The sequence below is a fragment of the Maribacter polysiphoniae genome (genome assembly GCF_003148665.1).
Taxonomy (GTDB): Bacteria; Bacteroidota; Bacteroidia; order Flavobacteriales; family Flavobacteriaceae; genus Maribacter_A; species Maribacter_A polysiphoniae.
Map to the genome: position 1 here is coordinate 699,821 of NZ_QGGQ01000002.1, position 19,250 is coordinate 719,070.

At 42.4% G+C, this 19,250-nt stretch carries 12 protein-coding genes and 2 tRNA genes; 7 read left to right on the top strand and 7 right to left on the bottom strand.

Annotation, left to right across the window (positions count from 1 at the left end):
• The first annotated feature begins 71 nt into the window (after positions 1–71).
• A complete protein-coding gene (locus LX92_RS07375; RefSeq protein ID WP_109649620.1) occupies positions 72–866 on the top strand; it encodes a DUF2797 domain-containing protein in 795 nt (264 codons plus the stop codon).
• On the opposite strand, the gene LX92_RS07380 is transcribed toward LX92_RS07375, so the two are convergent.
• The 3 genes from LX92_RS07380 to sppA are packed head-to-tail and all read right to left on the bottom strand — an operon-like array spanning position 859 to position 6,117.
• The gene (locus LX92_RS07380; RefSeq protein ID WP_109649621.1) at positions 859–3,591 is read right to left on the bottom strand and encodes an AsmA-like C-terminal region-containing protein; all 2,733 of its coding nucleotides are present in this window, start codon (positions 3,589–3,591) and stop codon (positions 859–861) included. The genes LX92_RS07375 and LX92_RS07380 overlap by 8 nt on opposite strands.
• Before the next feature lie 51 nt (positions 3,592–3,642).
• Positions 3,643–4,353 carry a queuosine precursor transporter gene (locus LX92_RS07385; protein WP_109649622.1) on the bottom strand — a complete coding sequence of 237 codons (711 nt, stop codon included), beginning with the start codon at positions 4,351–4,353 and terminating at the stop codon, positions 3,643–3,645.
• Between the two features lie 3 nt (positions 4,354–4,356).
• On the bottom strand, positions 4,357–6,117 hold the full coding sequence (gene sppA / locus LX92_RS07390; protein WP_109649623.1) for a signal peptide peptidase SppA: 1,761 nt from the start codon (positions 6,115–6,117) through the stop codon (positions 4,357–4,359).
• Positions 6,118–6,188: 71 nt separating this feature from the next.
• Here sppA and folK point away from each other — a divergent pair, with 71 nt between their 5' ends.
• Positions 6,189–7,334 carry a 2-amino-4-hydroxy-6-hydroxymethyldihydropteridine diphosphokinase gene (folK, locus tag LX92_RS07395; protein ID WP_109649624.1) on the top strand — a complete coding sequence of 382 codons (1,146 nt, stop codon included), beginning with the start codon at positions 6,189–6,191 and terminating at the stop codon, positions 7,332–7,334.
• Between the two features lie 120 nt (positions 7,335–7,454).
• Here folK and LX92_RS07400 read toward each other — a convergent pair whose 3' ends face one another.
• Positions 7,455–7,985: an RNA methyltransferase gene (locus LX92_RS07400; protein WP_109649679.1), complete on the bottom strand. Its 531-nt coding sequence runs from the start codon at positions 7,983–7,985 to the stop codon at positions 7,455–7,457.
• Positions 7,986–8,164: 179 nt separating this feature from the next.
• Between LX92_RS07400 and mutS the strand changes: the two genes are divergently transcribed.
• The 5 genes from mutS (at position 8,165) to LX92_RS07425 (ending at position 13,422) form a co-directional block, all read left to right on the top strand.
• Positions 8,165–10,747 carry a DNA mismatch repair protein MutS gene (mutS, locus tag LX92_RS07405; protein ID WP_109649680.1) on the top strand — a complete coding sequence of 861 codons (2,583 nt, stop codon included), beginning with the start codon at positions 8,165–8,167 and terminating at the stop codon, positions 10,745–10,747.
• A gap of 219 nt (positions 10,748–10,966) precedes the next feature.
• Positions 10,967–11,039: transfer RNA gene (locus tag LX92_RS07410), tRNA-Gly, on the top strand.
• 100 nt (positions 11,040–11,139) lie between these two features.
• Positions 11,140–11,223, top strand: a tRNA-Leu gene (locus tag LX92_RS07415).
• A 241-nt stretch (positions 11,224–11,464) separates the two neighbouring features.
• Positions 11,465–12,112, top strand: coding sequence for a SanA/YdcF family protein (locus LX92_RS07420; RefSeq protein WP_109649681.1), 648 nt, complete (start codon positions 11,465–11,467; stop codon positions 12,110–12,112).
• A 56-nt stretch (positions 12,113–12,168) separates the two neighbouring features.
• Positions 12,169–13,422: an NRAMP family divalent metal transporter gene (locus LX92_RS07425; protein WP_109649625.1), complete on the top strand. Its 1,254-nt coding sequence runs from the start codon at positions 12,169–12,171 to the stop codon at positions 13,420–13,422.
• A gap of 23 nt (positions 13,423–13,445) precedes the next feature.
• Here the strand turns inward: LX92_RS07425 and LX92_RS07430 are convergent, their stop codons facing one another.
• The 3 genes from LX92_RS07430 to LX92_RS07440 all read right to left on the bottom strand — a co-directional run.
• A complete protein-coding gene (locus tag LX92_RS07430) occupies positions 13,446–15,374 on the bottom strand; it encodes an OmpA family protein (protein WP_109649626.1) in 1,929 nt (642 codons plus the stop codon).
• A gap of 119 nt (positions 15,375–15,493) precedes the next feature.
• Positions 15,494–16,486: a PorP/SprF family type IX secretion system membrane protein gene (locus tag LX92_RS07435; protein WP_109649627.1), complete on the bottom strand. Its 993-nt coding sequence runs from the start codon at positions 16,484–16,486 to the stop codon at positions 15,494–15,496.
• A 7-nt stretch (positions 16,487–16,493) separates the two neighbouring features.
• A partial coding sequence (locus LX92_RS07440) for a Calx-beta domain-containing protein (RefSeq protein ID WP_146197812.1) occupies positions 16,494–19,250 on the bottom strand: 2,757 nt, incomplete at its 5' end.

Genomic DNA, 19,250 nt, shown 5'->3' on the forward strand with positions numbered 1-19,250 from the left:
TATCTTTAGCAACCTAAAATTAAGGTTTATAGTTATCATTTCAAATAGAATATCGAATAAGAATTTCTTTTATGCAATACGAGGGAGTACTACGAAAAATGCAGACTGAAATGGGACAACCCATACAGTATTACATGCTTTTTAAAGACAATTTTCTAAACGTGAACCAAGTCCTGAATCGGGAAATACAGATTGATTTCATTAAATATGAATGCCTTAATTGCGGCAGGGACCTACCTATTTTCAGACAAGGGTTTTGTAAATCCTGTTTTTTCGAAACACCTTCCGCAGGAGATTGGATCATGCGACCCGAATTAAGTACTGCCCATTTGAACAAAGAGGACCGGGACCTTGCCTATGAAAAAAAGGCGCAATTGCAACCGCATATCGTTTATTTGGCCAATTCGAGCAACATTAAGGTGGGGGTTACCCGTAAGTCCCAGGTACCGACACGTTGGATCGACCAGGGTGCCCATGAGGCCATAGAAATCGTGGAAGTACCCAATAGGTATTTGGCAGGAATCACAGAGGTTGCCCTAAAAGACCATATTGGCGATAAAACCAATTGGCGTAAAATGTTGACCAATAATGTTGACGATGAAGATTTAATTACGTGGCGCAACAAACTCAGACCCTACATCCCCGAAGAGGCTGCGCAATATTTCATTGAAAACAACCATGAGACCCATATGGCCTTTCCCGTTCTGGAATATCCTGAAAAAGTAAAGAGTCTAAACCTAACAAAGACCCCTAGCTATAAAGGCATACTAACGGGCATAAAAGGCCAATACCTCCTGTTCAAGGACAATACCGTTTTCAACGTTAGGGGCAGCGAAGGCTATTATGTTTCGATAAGCATTAGTTAATCGAATCCTTTTCCGCTTCAGTATCCTTTTTCTTTTTACCACTTAAGAGTCCACCTAAGATATTCTTGGTTGCTTCCTTAACCGTATTTTTGGCTGGGGTAGCAGTGGTGTCACTCTTTTGGGCAACGGTATCTTTCTGGGTTGTTTTACTCCCTCCTAAAATATTCCCTAAAACACCTTTTACAGCCTCCTTGGTATTATCCTGTGAAGTAGAGGTGGAATCCTTATCCTTAGAGTTTCCCCCCAGGATATCACCAATGAGTTCATTGGCCTTATCCTTTCCTTGATTGACCAATTTCTGCTTTTGTATTTCAACCAATTTCGAGGTCAATGCCTTTACCCCGGATGTCAAATCGGTAGTAACCTCTGGACTGGTGTAATTACCCCCTATCGAAGCCTTGACCGGAATGGTCAAGTTCCCAAGTTCCTTATCATCAATTTTGGCGATAAGCGAATTTACTTCACTTCCCAAATATTTTGCAGGAACATCCAAGGTAGCGGTATAGCTGAGTTTTTGATCAAAGGTGTGGCTACCATCCACGTTAATGGCGATATCCTGATAGGCAATGGTAAATGGCTTGACCTTTACTACACCGTCCTCAAAGGATAGCGCTGTCTTCAAACCTTTCAAGTCCAACTTATCCATATTGATGAAATTGAACTTACTTCCCATGGCGGAAAGCACTTTAGCCTGATTGGCATTGATCTCTGGTGACAATAGCTCTGCCAGCATTTTACCGGAAATAGTTTTCAAGTCAGGGGTGAAATCGCTGTTCAGATTACCCGACAATTCAATATCGGAATTCAAGCGACCTTGTATGGCACTTGCGATCGGCGCCAACACTTTGAACAACTCCAATCCCTTGAAACTTTCCCCAATACCCAATTGATCCATCCCCAATTTCATGGCAAAGGTCGGTGTCTCATTTTTTGTGGAGACCTCCCCATCAAATGCCACTTTACCATTGAAAAGCGATGATGTCATATTACTGAGCACCGCTTTTTCATCTACAATCCTAAGATTGCCCTTTACATCCTTCAACGTAAGATCATCATAAATCACAGTACCTGCGGTGGCCTGTATCGTACAATCCAAAAATGAAGGAATCCTTAACTGCTCCCCCACATCGGTAGTACCCGCTGCAGCGGAGGCTTCCTCGCTGGACATAAAATCATTGACCGCAAAAGTGTTTGAATTCAAATTGAAAACACCCTCAACCTTTTCATCATTGAACATAAAACCCAAAAGGTTGTCAATACTCCCCTTCGCACTAAAATCGGTCTGTCCCGTTTTACCTTCCAAACTATTCAGGGTAACCGTTGAGGGGTTAAAGGTCATTGCCGCATTTTTTATACTTACGGGATTCTTAAACTCCGGGGAGCTATATTCAAAACCACTGAGTTGCATCTTACCTGATGTCTTGGTGTTTTCATACTGTTTTTTCTCTATTGAGGCCATATCAAAGGCCGTGGTCACATCGGCATCCAGGATACCCGAAAGTTTCATGTCATCACCAATGGGATATGCCTTGGATATATTGGCAAGATCCATTTTACCATCCAAATGGGCATTTACCTTGGTGTTGCCCATGAGATCCTTGATTTTTGAGGAAAGATTGAATTTATCCCCATCGATCATAAAGGAAGCCTTCTTGATTTCAACATAAGTATCCTCGGTAACACCCGTAGTATTGAATAATGTTACATCCAATTGTATGTTCTTCACGGTTTTGGGTAAATCCGGATATTTAAAGGATGCATTATCGGATGCAATAGCAATCCTGAACGTTGGTATATGCCCTTCGTCAACAATCCCCTTAAACTCCCCTTCAACGGTACACGCTCCCGTAGTGGTCACATTTTCGATGCTTTTCGTATAGGCTTCAGGAATCAACGCAAGAAAGTTCTTGAAATCCGAAGAAGGGGTCTTGAAATTAATATCCACTTCCTGGTTTTCATCATTTAACTTCACAAAGCCATCAAAGACCAATGGCAATTGATTCACCATAGCCTCATTTTTCAAGAAGGTATATCTGTTTTCTTCAAGATCGACCCCTATCAAGGCATCTAGTTTAATTGTATTGTCACTAAGGTATTCCGTACTATCCATCGAGAACGACACCAATGCCTCCGTGGTCGTATCGAATTCGGATTTAGCCAATGACAAATCACCAGAACCCTTATGCTGAAGTTTATTTAAAACCAAAGTCATTCCACCCTCCATATCGTCATAGACGATTTTTGAATCCGTGATTTCATAAGATTGTAGCTCCAACGTAAAACCATCGGAGGAGGTTTCCTCAGAAGTGTCATTTCCATCGGATTTACCAACGTCGTAGGATGCCTTTCCCTCGGGATTGACCTTTATGTTCAAAAGGGCACCGTCAACGGTCAAGGATTTTATGGCGATGGCCTCACCTGCACTTTTAAAAAGCTCCCCAATCCCCATTTTCAGTTCAACCTGTTTTGCCGCAAAAAGGGTATCACCCTCAAAAGGGGCCTTATTGATCAAGGAAACCCCTTCCAAGGCAACTTCGGCACTTGGAAAACTTTTGATCAGGCTCAATTTGGCCTCTGAAAAGTCCAAGGTGGCATTCACATTGTTGTTCACATTATTTTTTAGGATGTCCCCGATTTTCGACTCAAGTATGAAGGGAGCTGCTATGAGAATCCCCATAAAAACCAATACAACCACTCCAACTATTCTCAGGATTTTCTTTTTCATATTACAATAGCTTATTGTTTAGGAATATAACTCTAGGAACCAAGGATTATTTTATACTTCCAAATTTATTTCTTCCCCCAATTTCAACCCAAAGCGCTTTCGCATTAGATATACGAACAAATATAGAAAAGGGGTGTCGAGAAAGGCAATTAAAACTTTGAACAGGAAACCACTGACCACCAAACCAAAGAACATGTGCCAAGGCAACACCTTGAACAGGCACAAAAGGCTGACAACCGTAAAGGTGTCTATGAATTGCGACAAGAAGGTAGAGAAATTATTCCGTAACCATAAGTGTTTGCCGTGGGTCAATCTTTTCCAAAAATGATATATGGCAATATCGACATATTGGGCGAACAAATAAGCCAACATCGAAGCCAAAACCGCAATTGGGGATAGGGCAAAAACCTTGTTGAAGGTTTCGTTATCCACGGGGGAATTGGTTATCGCCGGAACATACGCTGCCAAAAGCACGATGCCCATTGAAAAAAATGACGCAAAAATACCCGCTGTCACAATCTGGTTGGCCTTCTTCTTCCCATAGACCTCTGAAATAAGATCGGTAATCAGGAACGTAATGGGATAGGGTAAAATACCCACAGAGATTTCAAAGAGATTTGCCCCGAAGACCGTGAAGTCCCCGAAAGGTTTCCAATAAAAGAATTTTTGGAAAATCAGGTTCGAAACCACCAAGGAAGTAATGAACATAGCGCCCAAATAGAGATAAACAGTAAATGCAAACCTTTTATCCTTTGGGTCCATAGGCTATTTTATATCCAATACAAAAGGCATTCTTGCCTGGATTCCTTCTTGCTCCATTGCCGATTTCATTTGTTTTAGTATATCGTATGTTCTCACTCCGATTTCCTCCTTGACCAAATTTTGTCCTATTTTCGTTTTGGCACTGTTCACATCTTCCATAAAACGTTCAAAACCAGACTTATATTTTGGGTATTTTTTTATGCCATAGGTGCCGATCTCGGCCAGTTCGGCTGCAGCAGCTATAGCGTCATTCAAATTACCCAGTTCATCGACCAAACCTAATTTCTTGGCTTCCGCCCCACTCCATACACGGCCTTGGGCCAGGCTATCGGCTTGTGCTACGGTAATATTACGCCCTTGTGCCACACGATCCAGGAATGTTCCGTAAATCTCCTCAATACCGTCTTGCACCACTTTTCTGAAATTATCGGTCATGGGTTCAAAAACGGAATAATCGACCGAATTTTTGTTCGTACCGACCTGTTCTGCATTAATACCTATTTCCTTAGCCAATCCATTGATATTCGGGATTGTGCCAAATACCCCGATTGAACCTGTGATCGTAGTTGGTTCGGCAAAGATCTTATCGGCCCCTGCCGCGATATAATATCCTCCTGAAGCGGCAACGTTACCCATTGAAACCACTACGGGTTTCTTTTCCTTGGCCAATTCAATTTCGCGCCAGATAATATCCGAAGTCAAGGCGCTTCCACCGGGGGAATCAACACGTAACACGATCGCTTTTACCTTATCATCGTCAACGGCCTTCTTCAAGGCCTTGGTCATAAGACCTTGACCAATAACATCGGGACCTCCCTCACCATACAATATTTCCCCTTGGGCAAAAACCACGGCAATCTTGTCATCCCCTTTTTGAATGACCTTTTTATTGGATCGTTTCAAATAGTCGCCCAAGGCCACCATATTCATTTCATCCCCTTCATTCAAGGACAAGGCTGAACGGAGTTTCGTCTCATATTGATCGTAAAACAAAGTATCATCTATCAACCCTGAAGCTTTTGCATATTTTGGGGACCTACCCCCCAAGGTATCCGCGATGATATTCACATTCGCCTCACTTATATTCCTTCCATCGGAAATATCGACAACCATATTACCCCATAACGAACCCAACAATTCCTTGATCTGTGTCCTATTGGCATCACTCATTTCGTTGGCCAAAAAAGGCTCTACGGCGCTTTTATACTTGCCGTGACGAATGACCTCCATTCTTACCCCGGTCTTCTCTTGCAGATCCTTATAAAACAACACTTCAGAGGAGAGCCCCTTAAAATCCATTCCACCAACGGGATTCAAAAAAACAGAGTCTGCCACACTGGCCAGATAATAATCCTTCTGTAAATAATAGTCTGCAAAGCTGTAGATGAACTTACCGCTTTCCTTAAAATCGTGCAATGCCTTACGCAACTCCTGGGTCTGTGCAAGACCGGCCATCAAAAAATTATTGTTGATACTTATCCCTTTGATATCCGAATCCGTTTTTGCGACTTCGATCGCATGCAATACCTCATCCAATCCCAGGGCCTGCCCAAATAAACCGGCAAATGGATCAGCCTCATTATCCCCCACATAATCATTCACGGGTTGTTGTAGTTGTAATTCCAAAATCGATTTCTCCTTGATTACGATTCCATCCCCTGCCTCGGCCATCAAGCTTAAAAAAACCATACCCATAAAAAACATAATCCCAAAAGCGATCAAACAACCAATTATGGCCGCTAAAAGATTTCTCAAAAAATTCATTGTAAACGTATTATTATTCGCAGCCAAAGATAACCAAAGTGAATTTGTTTTATTTACTTTGTCCCATTATTATGAACGAACTCAAAAAAGCCTATATTTCAATTGGCAGTAATCTGGGGAATCGCCTACAGAACCTACAAAATGCCATATTCCTATTGGACGCCGAAGTAGGTCGCATCCCTTTGGTTTCCAAAGTCTATGAAAGTGAATCCTGGGGGTTTGATGCCGACGATTTTCTTAACGCCTGCATAGTAATCGAAACCTATTTGACACCCCAAGAGGTTCTGGGGAAAATATTTTCCATTGAAAAAAAACTAGGAAGGGAACGCGGCTTAAAAAACGGATATGCATCAAGGACCATTGATATTGATATCATCTATTTTGAAAAGGAAATACTCCAAACCGATGAATTGACCATTCCTCATCCGAATTTAAGGAAGCGCAAATTCGTTCTTTTGCCGCTGGCGGATATCGCCCCCCAATTTTACCACCCGATCTACAACAAGGATACACGCAACTTGATACAGGAATGCAAAGACCAAACGCGGGTGGAAAAAACCAAACTCAAACTATATAAGACCAAAAAAGAGCTGTTTGCCTCCTTGAACTTTATGGCCATCGAAGGTAATATTGGGGCCGGAAAAACCACCTTGGCCCATAAAATAGCGGAAGACTTCAATGGCAAGTTGGTCTTGGAGCGTTTTGCCGACAACCCTTTCCTACCTAAATTCTATGAAGACCAAGGGCGTTATGCCTTTCCGTTGGAAATGTCCTTCCTTGCCGATCGATACCAACAATTTACCGATGATACATCACAGTTTGACCTTTTCAAGAATTTTATGGTCAGTGATTACGATATCTATAAATCATTGATATTTGCCCAGGTAACGTTACAGAGCGATGAGTTCAACCTCTATAGAAAGCTCTTCAACCTAATGTACAAAGAGGTACAGAAACCAAGGATTTATGTTTACCTGTACCAATCTACCGAAAGGTTGCTCGAAAACATCAAAAAACGTGGCAGAACCTATGAACAGAGCATTGAATCGACCTATTTGGATAAGATAAACAAAGGTTATTTCGATTTTTTCAAGAGTTATCCTGAGCAGAATACCCTTATTATAGATGTTGGGGATTTGGATTTCGTTGCCCACCAACAAGACTACGATGCGATTCTTGGAAAAATCCAGGATTTTGCCATCGACTTAAAATTTTAAGAAATATTTCACATATTTCTTGTTTAAAACCATAGGTTTTCATTAATTAGCACTCGCTATTAAGCAACTAACTAACTCAAACTATATATCGGAAGACCCTGATGGAAACATCAGGGTTTTTTATGGGTTCATCTTGGACCATAGGTCCCAAATAACGATTCCCGCACTTACAGAGATGTTCAAGGAATGCTTGGTACCATACTGGGGAATCTCCAACACCCCATCACTGGCACTCACCACTTCCTGATCAACCCCTTTCACCTCGTTCCCTAAAACCAAGGCATATTTCATTGACGGATCGACCGAAAATCGATTCAGTAGTTCGGCATTTTCGGCCTGCTCTACCGATATCACCTGATAGCCATCCAATTTCAACTGTGCAACCAGTTCCAAAGTGTCCTTTCGATACTCCCATGAAACACTTTCGGTAGCCCCCAAAGCCGTTTTGCGTATATCCTTATGGGGTGGGGTGGCGGTAATTCCACAGAGATATATTTTCTCGACCAAAAAGGCATCTGCCGTCCTAAAGACCGAACCTATGTTATTCAAACTTCGGATATTATCGAGTACTATGACCAACGGTGTTTTTTTAGCTTCCTTAAAAGCCTTGACATCCAATCGGTTTAATTCTTCATTCTTTAATTTGCGCATGGTTACTTCTTTGGAGCCTCCGGATGTGATAAAGCTGTAAAACTTTTCCGAAAATATCAACAATCATTTCTATTGCCTATCAAAAACTGTACATTCGTTTTTGATAGATTGGGCACAAAAATAAACTAATAAATCCGCTTTTGGCAGACAAGAAAAAAACAAAGAAGGTCACCCCTTTAATGAAGCAATACAACACCATCAAGACCAAATATCCTGATGCATTGCTTTTGTTCCGGGTCGGCGATTTTTACGAAACCTTTGGCGAAGATGCCGTTAAGGCCTCCAAGATCCTGGGCATCATCCTTACCCATCGTAATAATGGTGGTGACCGTACCGAATTGGCTGGTTTTCCCCATCATTCCTTAAACACGTATCTCCCAAAATTGGTAAAGGCAGGACAGCGTGTTGCCATTTGTGACCAATTGGAAGACCCTAAACTCACCAAGAGCATCGTAAAACGCGGTGTTACCGAGTTGGTGACCCCTGGGGTCGCCTTGAATGACGATATCCTAAATGCCAAAACGAACAATTTCCTATGTGCCGTCCATTTTGGAAGAAAACTGTTGGGGGTTTCTTTTTTGGACATTTCCACCGGTGAATTTCTAGTGGCCGAAGGCAATGAGGAACAGATAGACAAATTGCTGCAAAACCTGGGGCCCAATGAGATTTTGGTGTCGAAGTCCCATAAGACGGAGTTCCTATCTGTTTTCGGAAACCAATACCATACCTTTTTTACCGAAGACTGGTTATTCCAGGAAGATTACGCCCTGGAAACCCTTACCAATCATTTTAAGACCAACTCCCTCAAAGGATTCGGGGTCGATCAATTAAGAAACGGGATTATTGCCGCTGGGGTGGTCCTCCACTATTTGTCCGAGACCCAACACCGGCAACTGCAACATATCAACACCATAAAACGCATTGCAGAGGAAGAGTATATTTGGATGGACCGCTTTACCATCAAAAACCTTGAACTCTACCATTCGCCCAACAACAATGCCGTAACCCTTTTGGAAGTCATTGACCATACAATTTCCCCCATGGGCGGCAGAATGTTGAAACGGTGGCTGGCTCTTCCTTTAAAGAACATTGAAAAAATCCGTAGACGACACCAGGTAATTTCCTATTTGATCAAGGAAGAAACCGACTTTGGAAAATTACGCCAACATATGAAACTGATGGGTGATTTTGAACGGTTGATCTCCAAGGTCGCAACAGGGAAAATAAACCCGAAGGAAGTCGTACTGCTTAAGAACTCCTTGGAGGCCATACTCCCCATTAAACAATTGACCAAAAATTGCCCTAATGAGGCCCTTAGACTTATTGGTGACCAATTGCATTCCTGTGATATGTTGCGAAGCAAGATCAAGGAAATGATCAATGAAGAGGCTCCCGTAAACGTTAATAAAGGCAATGTCATTGCCAAGGGATATTCCGAGGAATTGGATGAACTTCGAGGCTTGGCTTTTTCAGGAAAGGAATATTTGGATAAAATGCTGGAAAGAGAGACCGAAAAAACCGGTATCTCCTCATTGAAAATCGCATCCAATAATGTTTTTGGCTATTATATTGAGGTTCGGAACACCCATAAGGACAAGGTTCCCGAAACATGGATACGGAAACAGACCTTAGTCAATGCCGAACGTTATATTACCGAGGAACTAAAAGAATACGAGGCAAAAATACTGGGTGCCGAAGAACGCATACTGACCCTGGAACAGCAGTTATTCGCCCAATTGGTCGTCTGGATGCAGGAATATATTGTACCTGTCCAAAACAACGCCTACCAAATCGCCACATTGGACTGTCTTTGCGGTTTCACCCAATTGGCCAAAAGTAATGATTACAACGAGCCAATGCTCAATGATTCCACCGAACTGGAAATCATAGGGGGGCGCCATCCCGTCATAGAGAAACAACTGCCCCTTGGGGAAGCCTATATCACGAACGATGTTATCCTCAATCGGGAAAACCAACAGATCATAATGATCACGGGCCCCAATATGAGTGGTAAATCGGCCATATTACGACAAACCGCATTGATTGTATTATTGGCCCAGATGGGTAGTTTCGTACCAGCCGAATCGGCCCAAATCGGATATGTGGATAAGATTTTCACCCGTGTGGGAGCTAGCGACAATATTTCCATGGGTGAATCTACCTTTATGGTTGAAATGAACGAAACGGCATCCATATTGAACAACCTCTCGGAGAGAAGTCTCATTCTTTTGGATGAGATCGGGCGTGGTACCAGTACGTATGACGGTATATCGATTGCTTGGGCCATTTCAGAATATCTGCACGAGCATCCTGCGAGGGCAAAAACGCTTTTCGCCACCCATTATCATGAACTCAATGAAATGGCCTCGACTTTTGGACGCATCAAAAATTACAATGTATCGGTAAAAGAATTGAAAGATAAGGTGCTATTCTTACGGAAGCTAACCCCTGGTGGCAGCGAACATAGTTTTGGTATCCATGTGGCAAAAATGGCGGGAATGCCACAACAGGTCATCTATAAAGCCAATAAGATCTTAAAGAAATTGGAGAAATCACATTCCAGTGAGGAATTAACAGATAAGCTACATGCCGTACAAGATGAAATGCAACTGAGTTTCTTTAATTTGGATGACCCTTTGTTGGAGCAGATCAAAGAGGAAATCATTCACTTAGACATCAACACCCTCACCCCGGTGGAAGCTTTGATGAAGCTCAATGAGATAAAACGATTGTTGACCAAGAACAAGAAGGCCACCTCGTAAGCCTTTGGTATTTAGAGGATTACCAAACCAACAAAGTTCTAGGTTTCCAAACCTGCAAGGTTTTAAAAACCTTGCCAGTTTTGGTGTTTTAACGGTGTTACTCACAAAAGTTCCATAGATTTTCAAAGTTTGGATATTTTAAAAGGAAATTTCTTTGCTTTTTATAGAATTGTATTAAATTTGCATCCGCATCACAAACGATGTGTAGTTCTTTTAAATGCGAAAATAGCTCAGTTGGTAGAGCATCACCTTGCCAAGGTGGAGGTCGCGGGTTCGAATCCCGTTTTTCGCTCAAAACGCTGCTTGTCAGCGTTTTTTTTTGAGTTCACCTCAACAAGTAGTGCTTCCGAAGGCTTTCGGGAGACAAACACAACTTAAAAGGCCGACCAAAGGCTCGAGTGGTGGAATTGGTAGACACGTTGGACTTAAAATCCAATGGACATTAGTCCGTACGGGTTCAAGTCCCGTCTCGAGTACAGATACTTGCAAGAGTCCTGACCATAGTCAGGACTTTTTTGTTTTAAACATCACCGGTTGACTACACAAAAGAACTTAATAACAAAAGGACTTTTCCAATAACTACAGATTCAGTAGGGATCAAACACAGTAAAATCCATTCCAAGTATTTCTTCCCTTTAGCAAAATAGCATTTCAAAATACTGGGTGTTTTTGTTTCATTTGCCTCCAATGCTTTTCTTATTTGGCTACCTTTACAACATGGGTAAAGTGTTCATAAAAGGGTTTTTTAAAAAGATAGGTTTCCTATTTGCTGGTGGACTATTACTCATTTTTATCTGTGATATGATCATTGAATCGGGTGCCAAGGGCAAAACATACTCTTCACTAAACACCATCCCCAAAAATCGTGTGGGCTTGGTTCTTGGCACTGCCAAAAAGCTTATGGGAGGCCAACCCAATCCTTATTATTCAAACCGCATAAAGGCCACTGTTGAACTTTACAACTCGAATAAGATCGACTTTGTATTGGTCAGTGGTGACAATGAGACCGTTTATTATAACGAGCCTACAACCATCAAAAAAGACCTGATTGACCAAGGTATACCCCAAGAGCGCATCTATCTGGACTATGCCGGTTTCAGGACCTTGGATTCCATGGTTCGGGCCAATGTTGTTTTTGGCTTAGAAAGTGTTACGGTGATCTCACAAAAGTTCCATAACGAACGTGCCATTTACATTGCCGGCCAAAAAGGATTGGATGCGATAGGATACAATGCACTGGATGTGCCAGGAAAGGGAGGGTTAAAAGTGCAAATCAGGGAATACTTTGCCCGGGTAAAGGTCTTTATCGATCTTCTTTTAAAAACAGAACCCAAATTTTACGGCAACACTATTGAAATAAAATAACCCTTATTGTTTTCGTCCAAAAAGATTATTTTAGGATGATTATTCGCGAACACCCAATGTCAAAACTCAAAACACTATGTAGAAACCTAGGCCCCGGCCTATTGTTCGCTGGCATGGCCATTGGAACTTCCCATTTGGTGTTATCCACAAAAGCGGGTGCCCAATATGGCTGGATCATGGTCATCCCCATTTTACTCGCCAACATCTTTAAGTATCCTTTCTTTGAATTTGGTGTGCGCTATACCAATATTACCAATACCTCACTGATTGAAGGGTATTTAAACCGTGGCAAAGCCTTTCTTTGGTTCTATGCCTTGATAACCTTGGTATCGACCTTTACCATCCTCGCGGCCTTATATACGGTTACGGCAGGACTTTTTATCAATCTATTCCAGATCACGGATATCCCGATAAGTACGATAGCCTTAGGATTATTTGTTTTTATTTCGTCAGTATTGATTATCGGACGGTATACGCTTTTGGAGACTTCCTTGAAATTCATTGTCACCATTTTATTTGCAGCCTTAATGATCACAACGGTCATGGTTATTTTTAAGGGCAAGGTCGATGCCGTCCCCGATTTTAAACCGCTCCCGATTTTCAATGAGGCAGGGATTTTGTTTTTGATTGGATTAATGGGCTGGATGCCGACTACCGTGGAAGCCTCGAGTTGGGTCAGTCTGTGGAGTATAGAAAAATGGAAAAACGGAAAACCCAAACCCACCCTGAAAGAATCACTACTCGAATTTAATATCGGATATACCCTAACCGGGACTTTTGCTATTTTTTTCCTTGTAATCGGATGGTTCACCCTATACGGAACAAACACCGTATTAAGTGGGAATGCCGTGGATTTCGCAGACCAGGTCGTTCAATTATTCACTACACATATTGGGGATTGGGCCTATGTTTTCATTGCCACGGCAGCATTTGCCACCATGTTCAGCACCTGTATGTCGGCCCATGATGCCATAGCACGGGTAAGTTTGGATACAATCGATCTACTATCACCAAAAGTCCGGCTACAAACGAAAAAATGGCCTTTTGCGGTACTGGTTGTCCTACTCTCAACCATCAACCTGATTGTGGTCTTTGGTTTTAGTTCAAATATGGGCAAACTGGTCGCCTTGGCTACATTTGTCTCTTTTGTAGTCGCACCGATTATAGGGTACATGAACCTTAAGAATGTAATGAGTAATGAAATTCCACCACACTTGAGACCCAAAAAAGGATTGCAGGTATTGACCTATGCGGGCATTGTCTTTTTAGCCTTATTCTCAGTGTATTATTTTTGGATCGTGATTTTCTGAAAATCCCACAAAAAAATCACCGCCTACAGTTCCTGGGCATTCTTCACCACAATAAGGGTACGATCATTCTGTTTGTGCAGAAAGTCCAAACAATACACGCCATCTGCACATTTATTGACCAAATTTTCCTCTCCGAAGCCCATGGCTGAAACGATATTGGAATCAGCAACACCTTTGCCCACCAAATAAGATCGGATGGCATCGGCACGCTTTTGGGAAAGCTTCAAGTTCGTTGCCTTAGCCCCCTTACTATTGGTATATGTTTCAATACCCAACTGCAAAAGAGGGAAACGTTGTACCGCCTCTACCACTTTATCAAGTTCGGTCGCAATTGCGGCAGATATATCGGCCTTACCCCTAGCGAAATAAAACTTCTGTAATTTCAAGACTTCCTTCCCTTCCTTTTCCGTCAAGATATCATCGATCATCGATAGTCCCATCTGAAAACCTTTATCCTCTAAACCGGTATAATCATTTTCATTGTAAGTCACCAAAAAATTGGAATAACGTTCCTTTGAAGCCTTGACCGTAACTTGGTCTTCCCAAGGAATCTCAAATCTAAATTCCCCCTCTTCATTGGCGTAAACCTCGGTGATAACATCTCCCGCTTTATTAATCAGCTGTACTTGGGCCTTTATAACCCCCGAATTGGTCTTAAGGTTAACAACCCGTCCTTTTAGGGAAAGGGTTTTTAAACCGAGTTCTTCCTTACTTTTAAAACTGTATATATCATCATTGCCTTTACCCCCTTTTCGGTTGGATGAAAAGTAACCCAAAAGACCTTCAGATCCATCTTGTCTTAGAATAAGACCAAAGTCATCATCCGTTGAGTTGATTCCCTTCCCCAGATTAATCGGTATACCGAAGGAACCATCCGCATACATTTTAGCCTTGTACATATCCATACCTCCCATACCGTAAAAAACATCGGAAGAAAAATACAGGCTTTTTTGAAAAATATATGGGGCTATCTCGTTACCTGGGGAATTGATCCTAGGCCCCAAATTTCGAGGTTCGGACATAATCTGCCCATTGTTGGTCACCACATAATAAATATCGGTTCCCCCATAGCCGCCCTCAAAATTGGCCGCAAAATAGAGTCTTGACGTCTTGGCTTCGTAAAAAGGATAGTAGAATGACACACTCAGGTCTTTCAGTAAAAAACGTTGGTCCCCTTGGGCTCCGGACATGGCAATAGCCAAAGCGTTTTTCCCATTATCATCAAAACGCAGTTCCCCATCATGGGTATTGGAAGTCACATAGAACAGTTTGTCCAGCTCTTGGGAATAGTATGGTGTAGCCTCGTGATACCCATTTTCCGGAAGACCGATAAAAGGATTGGCGTTCAACACATTGCCATCGGACCGCATCCTCCCTACATAAATATCCAAATACGCCTCCCCAGAGGGTTTATACACCTCTTTGGATTTCTTTCCCCGTCCACTACTGAACAATAATTTATCATTATAAAAACTTGGGGCAAAATCGGCTTGTGGACTATTTGCATTGATATTAATCGTTTGTAGTCCCGCATTTTCACTTTCGCTTGAATCCAATAAATTATAATTGAAATCCGCATTTTCTACCAATTCATTGGCGAAATCATTGCTTTTTGAACCGAGAAAGGTCCGTACCCTTGCCACATCGGAGGTTTTTGCCAAACTCTGCAGCATCATATTAAAACGAAGACCGGACATTATGGTATCTTTCTTATGGATATCCAAATATATCTTAGCGGCACCATTGTAATCCCCCAATTTGTAATAAGCATCCGCCATGTTCAATAACTGACTGTTTTTCAAGGGTGCCTTTGACATTTCCTTTTTATACTCTACAATCGCACTTTTGTAATCGTAGCCATAAAATAAAATGTCTGCCTTTGACTTTTCCTCTTGGGCAAATGAATTTGCCAAGATCATAAAACAGCATAGTAGTAAAGCCTTTGTTCTCATGTGTATATTTTCAATATTTTTCTCGTCACAGCATATCCTTGATCATTAAAGTACCATTTCTGTTTTTGTCAATGGTCTATATGCATCAATGAATCCTATGGTATTGACCTCAATAATTCCTAAAAGAACCTTGGACTATCTATTTGCTTTGGTTTACCCTTAGCATTATTGGTTTTAGGTTCCCTACTTCGGTTATTTCCTTTTCCTAGATAAAATTTAAGAATGACCTCGTGCGAGCCATTGTTATATTCCCCCAAGCCATTCGTATTGTAATCATAGGAATACCCTACAAACATACTGCTCGAAACCTGAAAACCCGCCAGAGCACTCACGGCATTATCCACCCTATAGGACGCTCCCAATGTCACCTTGTCATTGATCAGGAAGTTCGACGATATATTAATGTTCACTGGTGCCCCCTGAAGGTAATTGACCATAAACGCGGGTTTCAATTTCAAGGTCTTTGAAAGATCGAACACATAGCCCCCAATAAAATTGAACTGTACCTTATCCTCAACCAAAACAGCCACCTCATCCCCATATATACCATTGGTCAGGAAATTTGGAATGGACAGTCCAGCATACCAATTATCGGAATACAAAAATGCCCCGGCCCCAATCGTAGGGTAGAATTTATTCACGGTTTGCTCATTGAGCAGCGGTTCATTCTCTATTTCGAAATCCCCTTTATTGAAATCAACGTTCAAGAAAGACCCACCAACATCCAAACCGAAGGAAAGTTTGGTATCGTCCGAGACATTTACCTGGTACGAATAGGCGACATCAACATAGGTTTGGGTAAACGGTCCCAACTGATCGCTGACCACGTTAAAGCCCAATCCGTTCTTTTCGTTGGAAAAAGGAACATTAACCCCGAACCTCATCGTTCTTGGGGCTCCTGGGATATCGAGCCATTGTGCCCGGTACAACCCGATGATCTCAGGTGTTTCGACCGTACCGACATAGGCAGGGTTAAAGCTCCCGATATTATACATGTACTGGGTGTATTGCGGTTCTTTCTGTCCATGCGCCATAAAGGATACGAAGAATACCATTAAGGAGACAAAACAGATTGTTTTAGCAGCAAAAGTATGTGTTGTTCTGTAGTTCATTATCGTATTATCTTATGATTTGGATCCAGCCTTTTTTAACTTCAGACCCATCAGCTAAATCCAAAATGTAGAAGTAAGTACCTTTTGGCAATTCCTTATTATTCCGTGTTCCATCCCAAGTATTATCATAGTCCCTGGTCGCAAAAACCTGATTCCCATAGCGGTCGTAGATTTCCAACGAGTTACCCGCATATTCAGGGTTGGTGATACAATTGATATATAGGAAATCATTGGTGCCATCACCGTTGGGTGAAAACTGATTGAACAGGAATCCGCATTCATTGTTACTGCGTTCCCCGACCTCAATGGTAACCGTAGCCTCATTATTATCCGGGTCAATATCAAATGGGGAGACCTCAACGATCGTAGCCGTATTATCATAGAAACCGGAAGCTATGGCTTCGACCAAGATAACGAGGCTAACACTGTCCCCTGCATTCAATAAAGGAATATCCCAAGTACCTGCCACTTCATCATAAACCCCACTACCGGCACCGGTAAAATGAGAGATATAGTTAAATCCTGTTGCATCGAGTACTTCGCTCACCTGAATGGAGGCCGCATTTTCCACTGAGATATTATTCACCGTTATGGTAAAGGTCATTTGCTCATTTATCCTCAGGTAATCGACATCGGCCGTTTTTGTGATTTCGAGATCCACGGTGGCCACACAGAATTCACTATCGGGGTTTGGCAAACATGGATTGGTATTCGCAGGATCCAATTGGTCCACGACACCATCCATATCGGTATCGTCGATATTGGAATCCAAGGCATCGATGATGCCATCCCCATCTTCATCCAAAGGATTGGCGGAATCGTCCCCGACTTCGACGCCATCCTCGATACCATCGCCATCGGAATCCACATTGTTTGGATCTGTACCCAAAATAGCCTCAATACCATCAAAAAGCCCATCCAAATCTGTATCCATATCACAATCATTGACCGTTATGGTCACTTGTGAACTTACGTTATCACAAAATGGTGGAGTTGCATCATCGGTGGTATAGGTAAACACATAACTACCATCGGTCAATCCTTCGAAATCAACAATATTATCACTCCCTAACACTATGGAGTTCGAGGGGTCGGTAGTAACACTCCAACTACCATTGCTTTGCCCCGTTATCAAATCATCCAAATCCCTAATGGAAGTCCCATTGGCGGCAATACTACAGGCCGAAGTATTGGTTGTAGTGCCTGCTGAGGGTGCAGGATAGATCGTCGCTATCACTTCCTGTCGTTCAGACACACAGCCATTGGCCGTAGCCTCCACAAAATAACTGGTTGTGGTTGAGATATTATCGGTGAACGTAGGTCCGGTACCAAGGAGGTTACCTCCTGTAGCACTATCATACCAATTAAATGTTGGCGGGGTATCCGCATCGACAGCAGCATTGGCCGAAAGGGTTACTTCCCCTGGGCCACATCGTTCATCGCCAAGGGTCCCCCCAATACTGGGAATTGGGTTTAAAGTCAATTCCACTTCAATGGTACCACTGGCACAATTATTATCCCCATCATAGAAAAAACCATAATACGAACCATCATTGGCCAAGTTGTCGACTTCTGAGGGAAGCAAATGGGCACTTGCATTCAAAGGATTGGAAAGTCTACTCCATGTCAATACCATTCCTGCCGGTGCCGTTGAATCGGTATAATCATTCAAGCTTACTGCCGTACCATTGTCATAGGTAAACGTACCACAGAACGTTGTTTGCACATCGGTATTCAAAATGGGTGCAGGGGCACAATTATCGTCATCTTCAATGGTTGCAATCCCCCTATTATCGATTATAGGAACAAATAAACTGGTTGAATTGGTCAAGTCTACAAAAAAGGTTTCCGTAGACTCCAAAACACCATCATCAATTAATGGAATATTTATCGTCCTCGTTTGGTTATTTCCCGATCCAAAAGTTACCGCTCCCGAGGTCGTTGTATAATCATCCCCAGAAACTGCTGTATCATCAGAGGTTTGATAAGTAACCGTTGTACCAAAAAACACATTGCCATTTAAGGTAATAGTAAATGTTGCCGTACCATCCTCCTCATTCACAAATATATCATCAATAATCAAACCTGCGGAATCATCATCGGTAAAGCTACTTTCCCCTACACCATCCCCAGCAATATCGGCGTTCGCACTCTCATTATTCAAGGTTACGCTGATCTCCTCGTCGTTCTCCACCACCGTATCCCCATTGGTCGTTACGGGAATCGTCTGGGAAAGAATGGGCGTACCTGCAGGAAAAGTCAATGTACCTGTATCACTATCTTCATTACCTCCGCTTATGGTATAATCCACTGTAATTGCTGCCCCAGGATCGGAAGCATCAATACTTACTGTAAAATTCAATGTAGCAGTCCCAGAATCACCCTCGTTGACCGCTGCTGGGTCATTGATACTTACATTTGCTCTATCATTATCTGTGATAGTAATCGTAGCATCATTGGTTGCCCCAATGGTAACATTCGTATTGTCCGTTCCCGTCAAGGTAACCACCACCGTTTCGTTACCCTCTAAGTCGAAATCGAATAGCACCTCGACAGGTATCGCAACCGAATTGGTGTTTGCAGGGAAATTCACCGAAGTACCTAGGGCCGTGTAATCAGTTCCTGCTGTCGCACTTCCACCTACATCGAAGCTAACTAAGGTCGCGGTAGGAAATTGATTTGATGTCGTAATGGTAAACAAGCCATCGGTATTGTCCTCGGCCGCCTGGGTGGTTGCCGTAATGGAAAGTGTAGCCGTGTCATT

Coding starts and splice junctions, on each gene's coding strand:
- LX92_RS07375 (WP_109649620.1), top strand. CDS start 72: ATGCAATACGAGGGAGTACTACGAAAAATGCAGACTGAAATGGGACAA.
- LX92_RS07380 (WP_109649621.1), bottom strand. CDS start 3,591: ATGAAAAAGAAAATCCTGAGAATAGTTGGAGTGGTTGTATTGGTTTTT.
- LX92_RS07385 (WP_109649622.1), bottom strand. CDS start 4,353: ATGGACCCAAAGGATAAAAGGTTTGCATTTACTGTTTATCTCTATTTG.
- sppA (WP_109649623.1), bottom strand. CDS start 6,117: ATGAATTTTTTGAGAAATCTTTTAGCGGCCATAATTGGTTGTTTGATC.
- folK (WP_109649624.1), top strand. CDS start 6,189: ATGAACGAACTCAAAAAAGCCTATATTTCAATTGGCAGTAATCTGGGG.
- LX92_RS07400 (WP_109649679.1), bottom strand. CDS start 7,985: ATGCGCAAATTAAAGAATGAAGAATTAAACCGATTGGATGTCAAGGCT.
- mutS (WP_109649680.1), top strand. CDS start 8,165: ATGAAGCAATACAACACCATCAAGACCAAATATCCTGATGCATTGCTT.
- LX92_RS07420 (WP_109649681.1), top strand. CDS start 11,465: ATGGGTAAAGTGTTCATAAAAGGGTTTTTTAAAAAGATAGGTTTCCTA.
- LX92_RS07425 (WP_109649625.1), top strand. CDS start 12,169: ATGTCAAAACTCAAAACACTATGTAGAAACCTAGGCCCCGGCCTATTG.
- LX92_RS07430 (WP_109649626.1), bottom strand. CDS start 15,374: ATGAGAACAAAGGCTTTACTACTATGCTGTTTTATGATCTTGGCAAAT.
- LX92_RS07435 (WP_109649627.1), bottom strand. CDS start 16,486: ATGAACTACAGAACAACACATACTTTTGCTGCTAAAACAATCTGTTTT.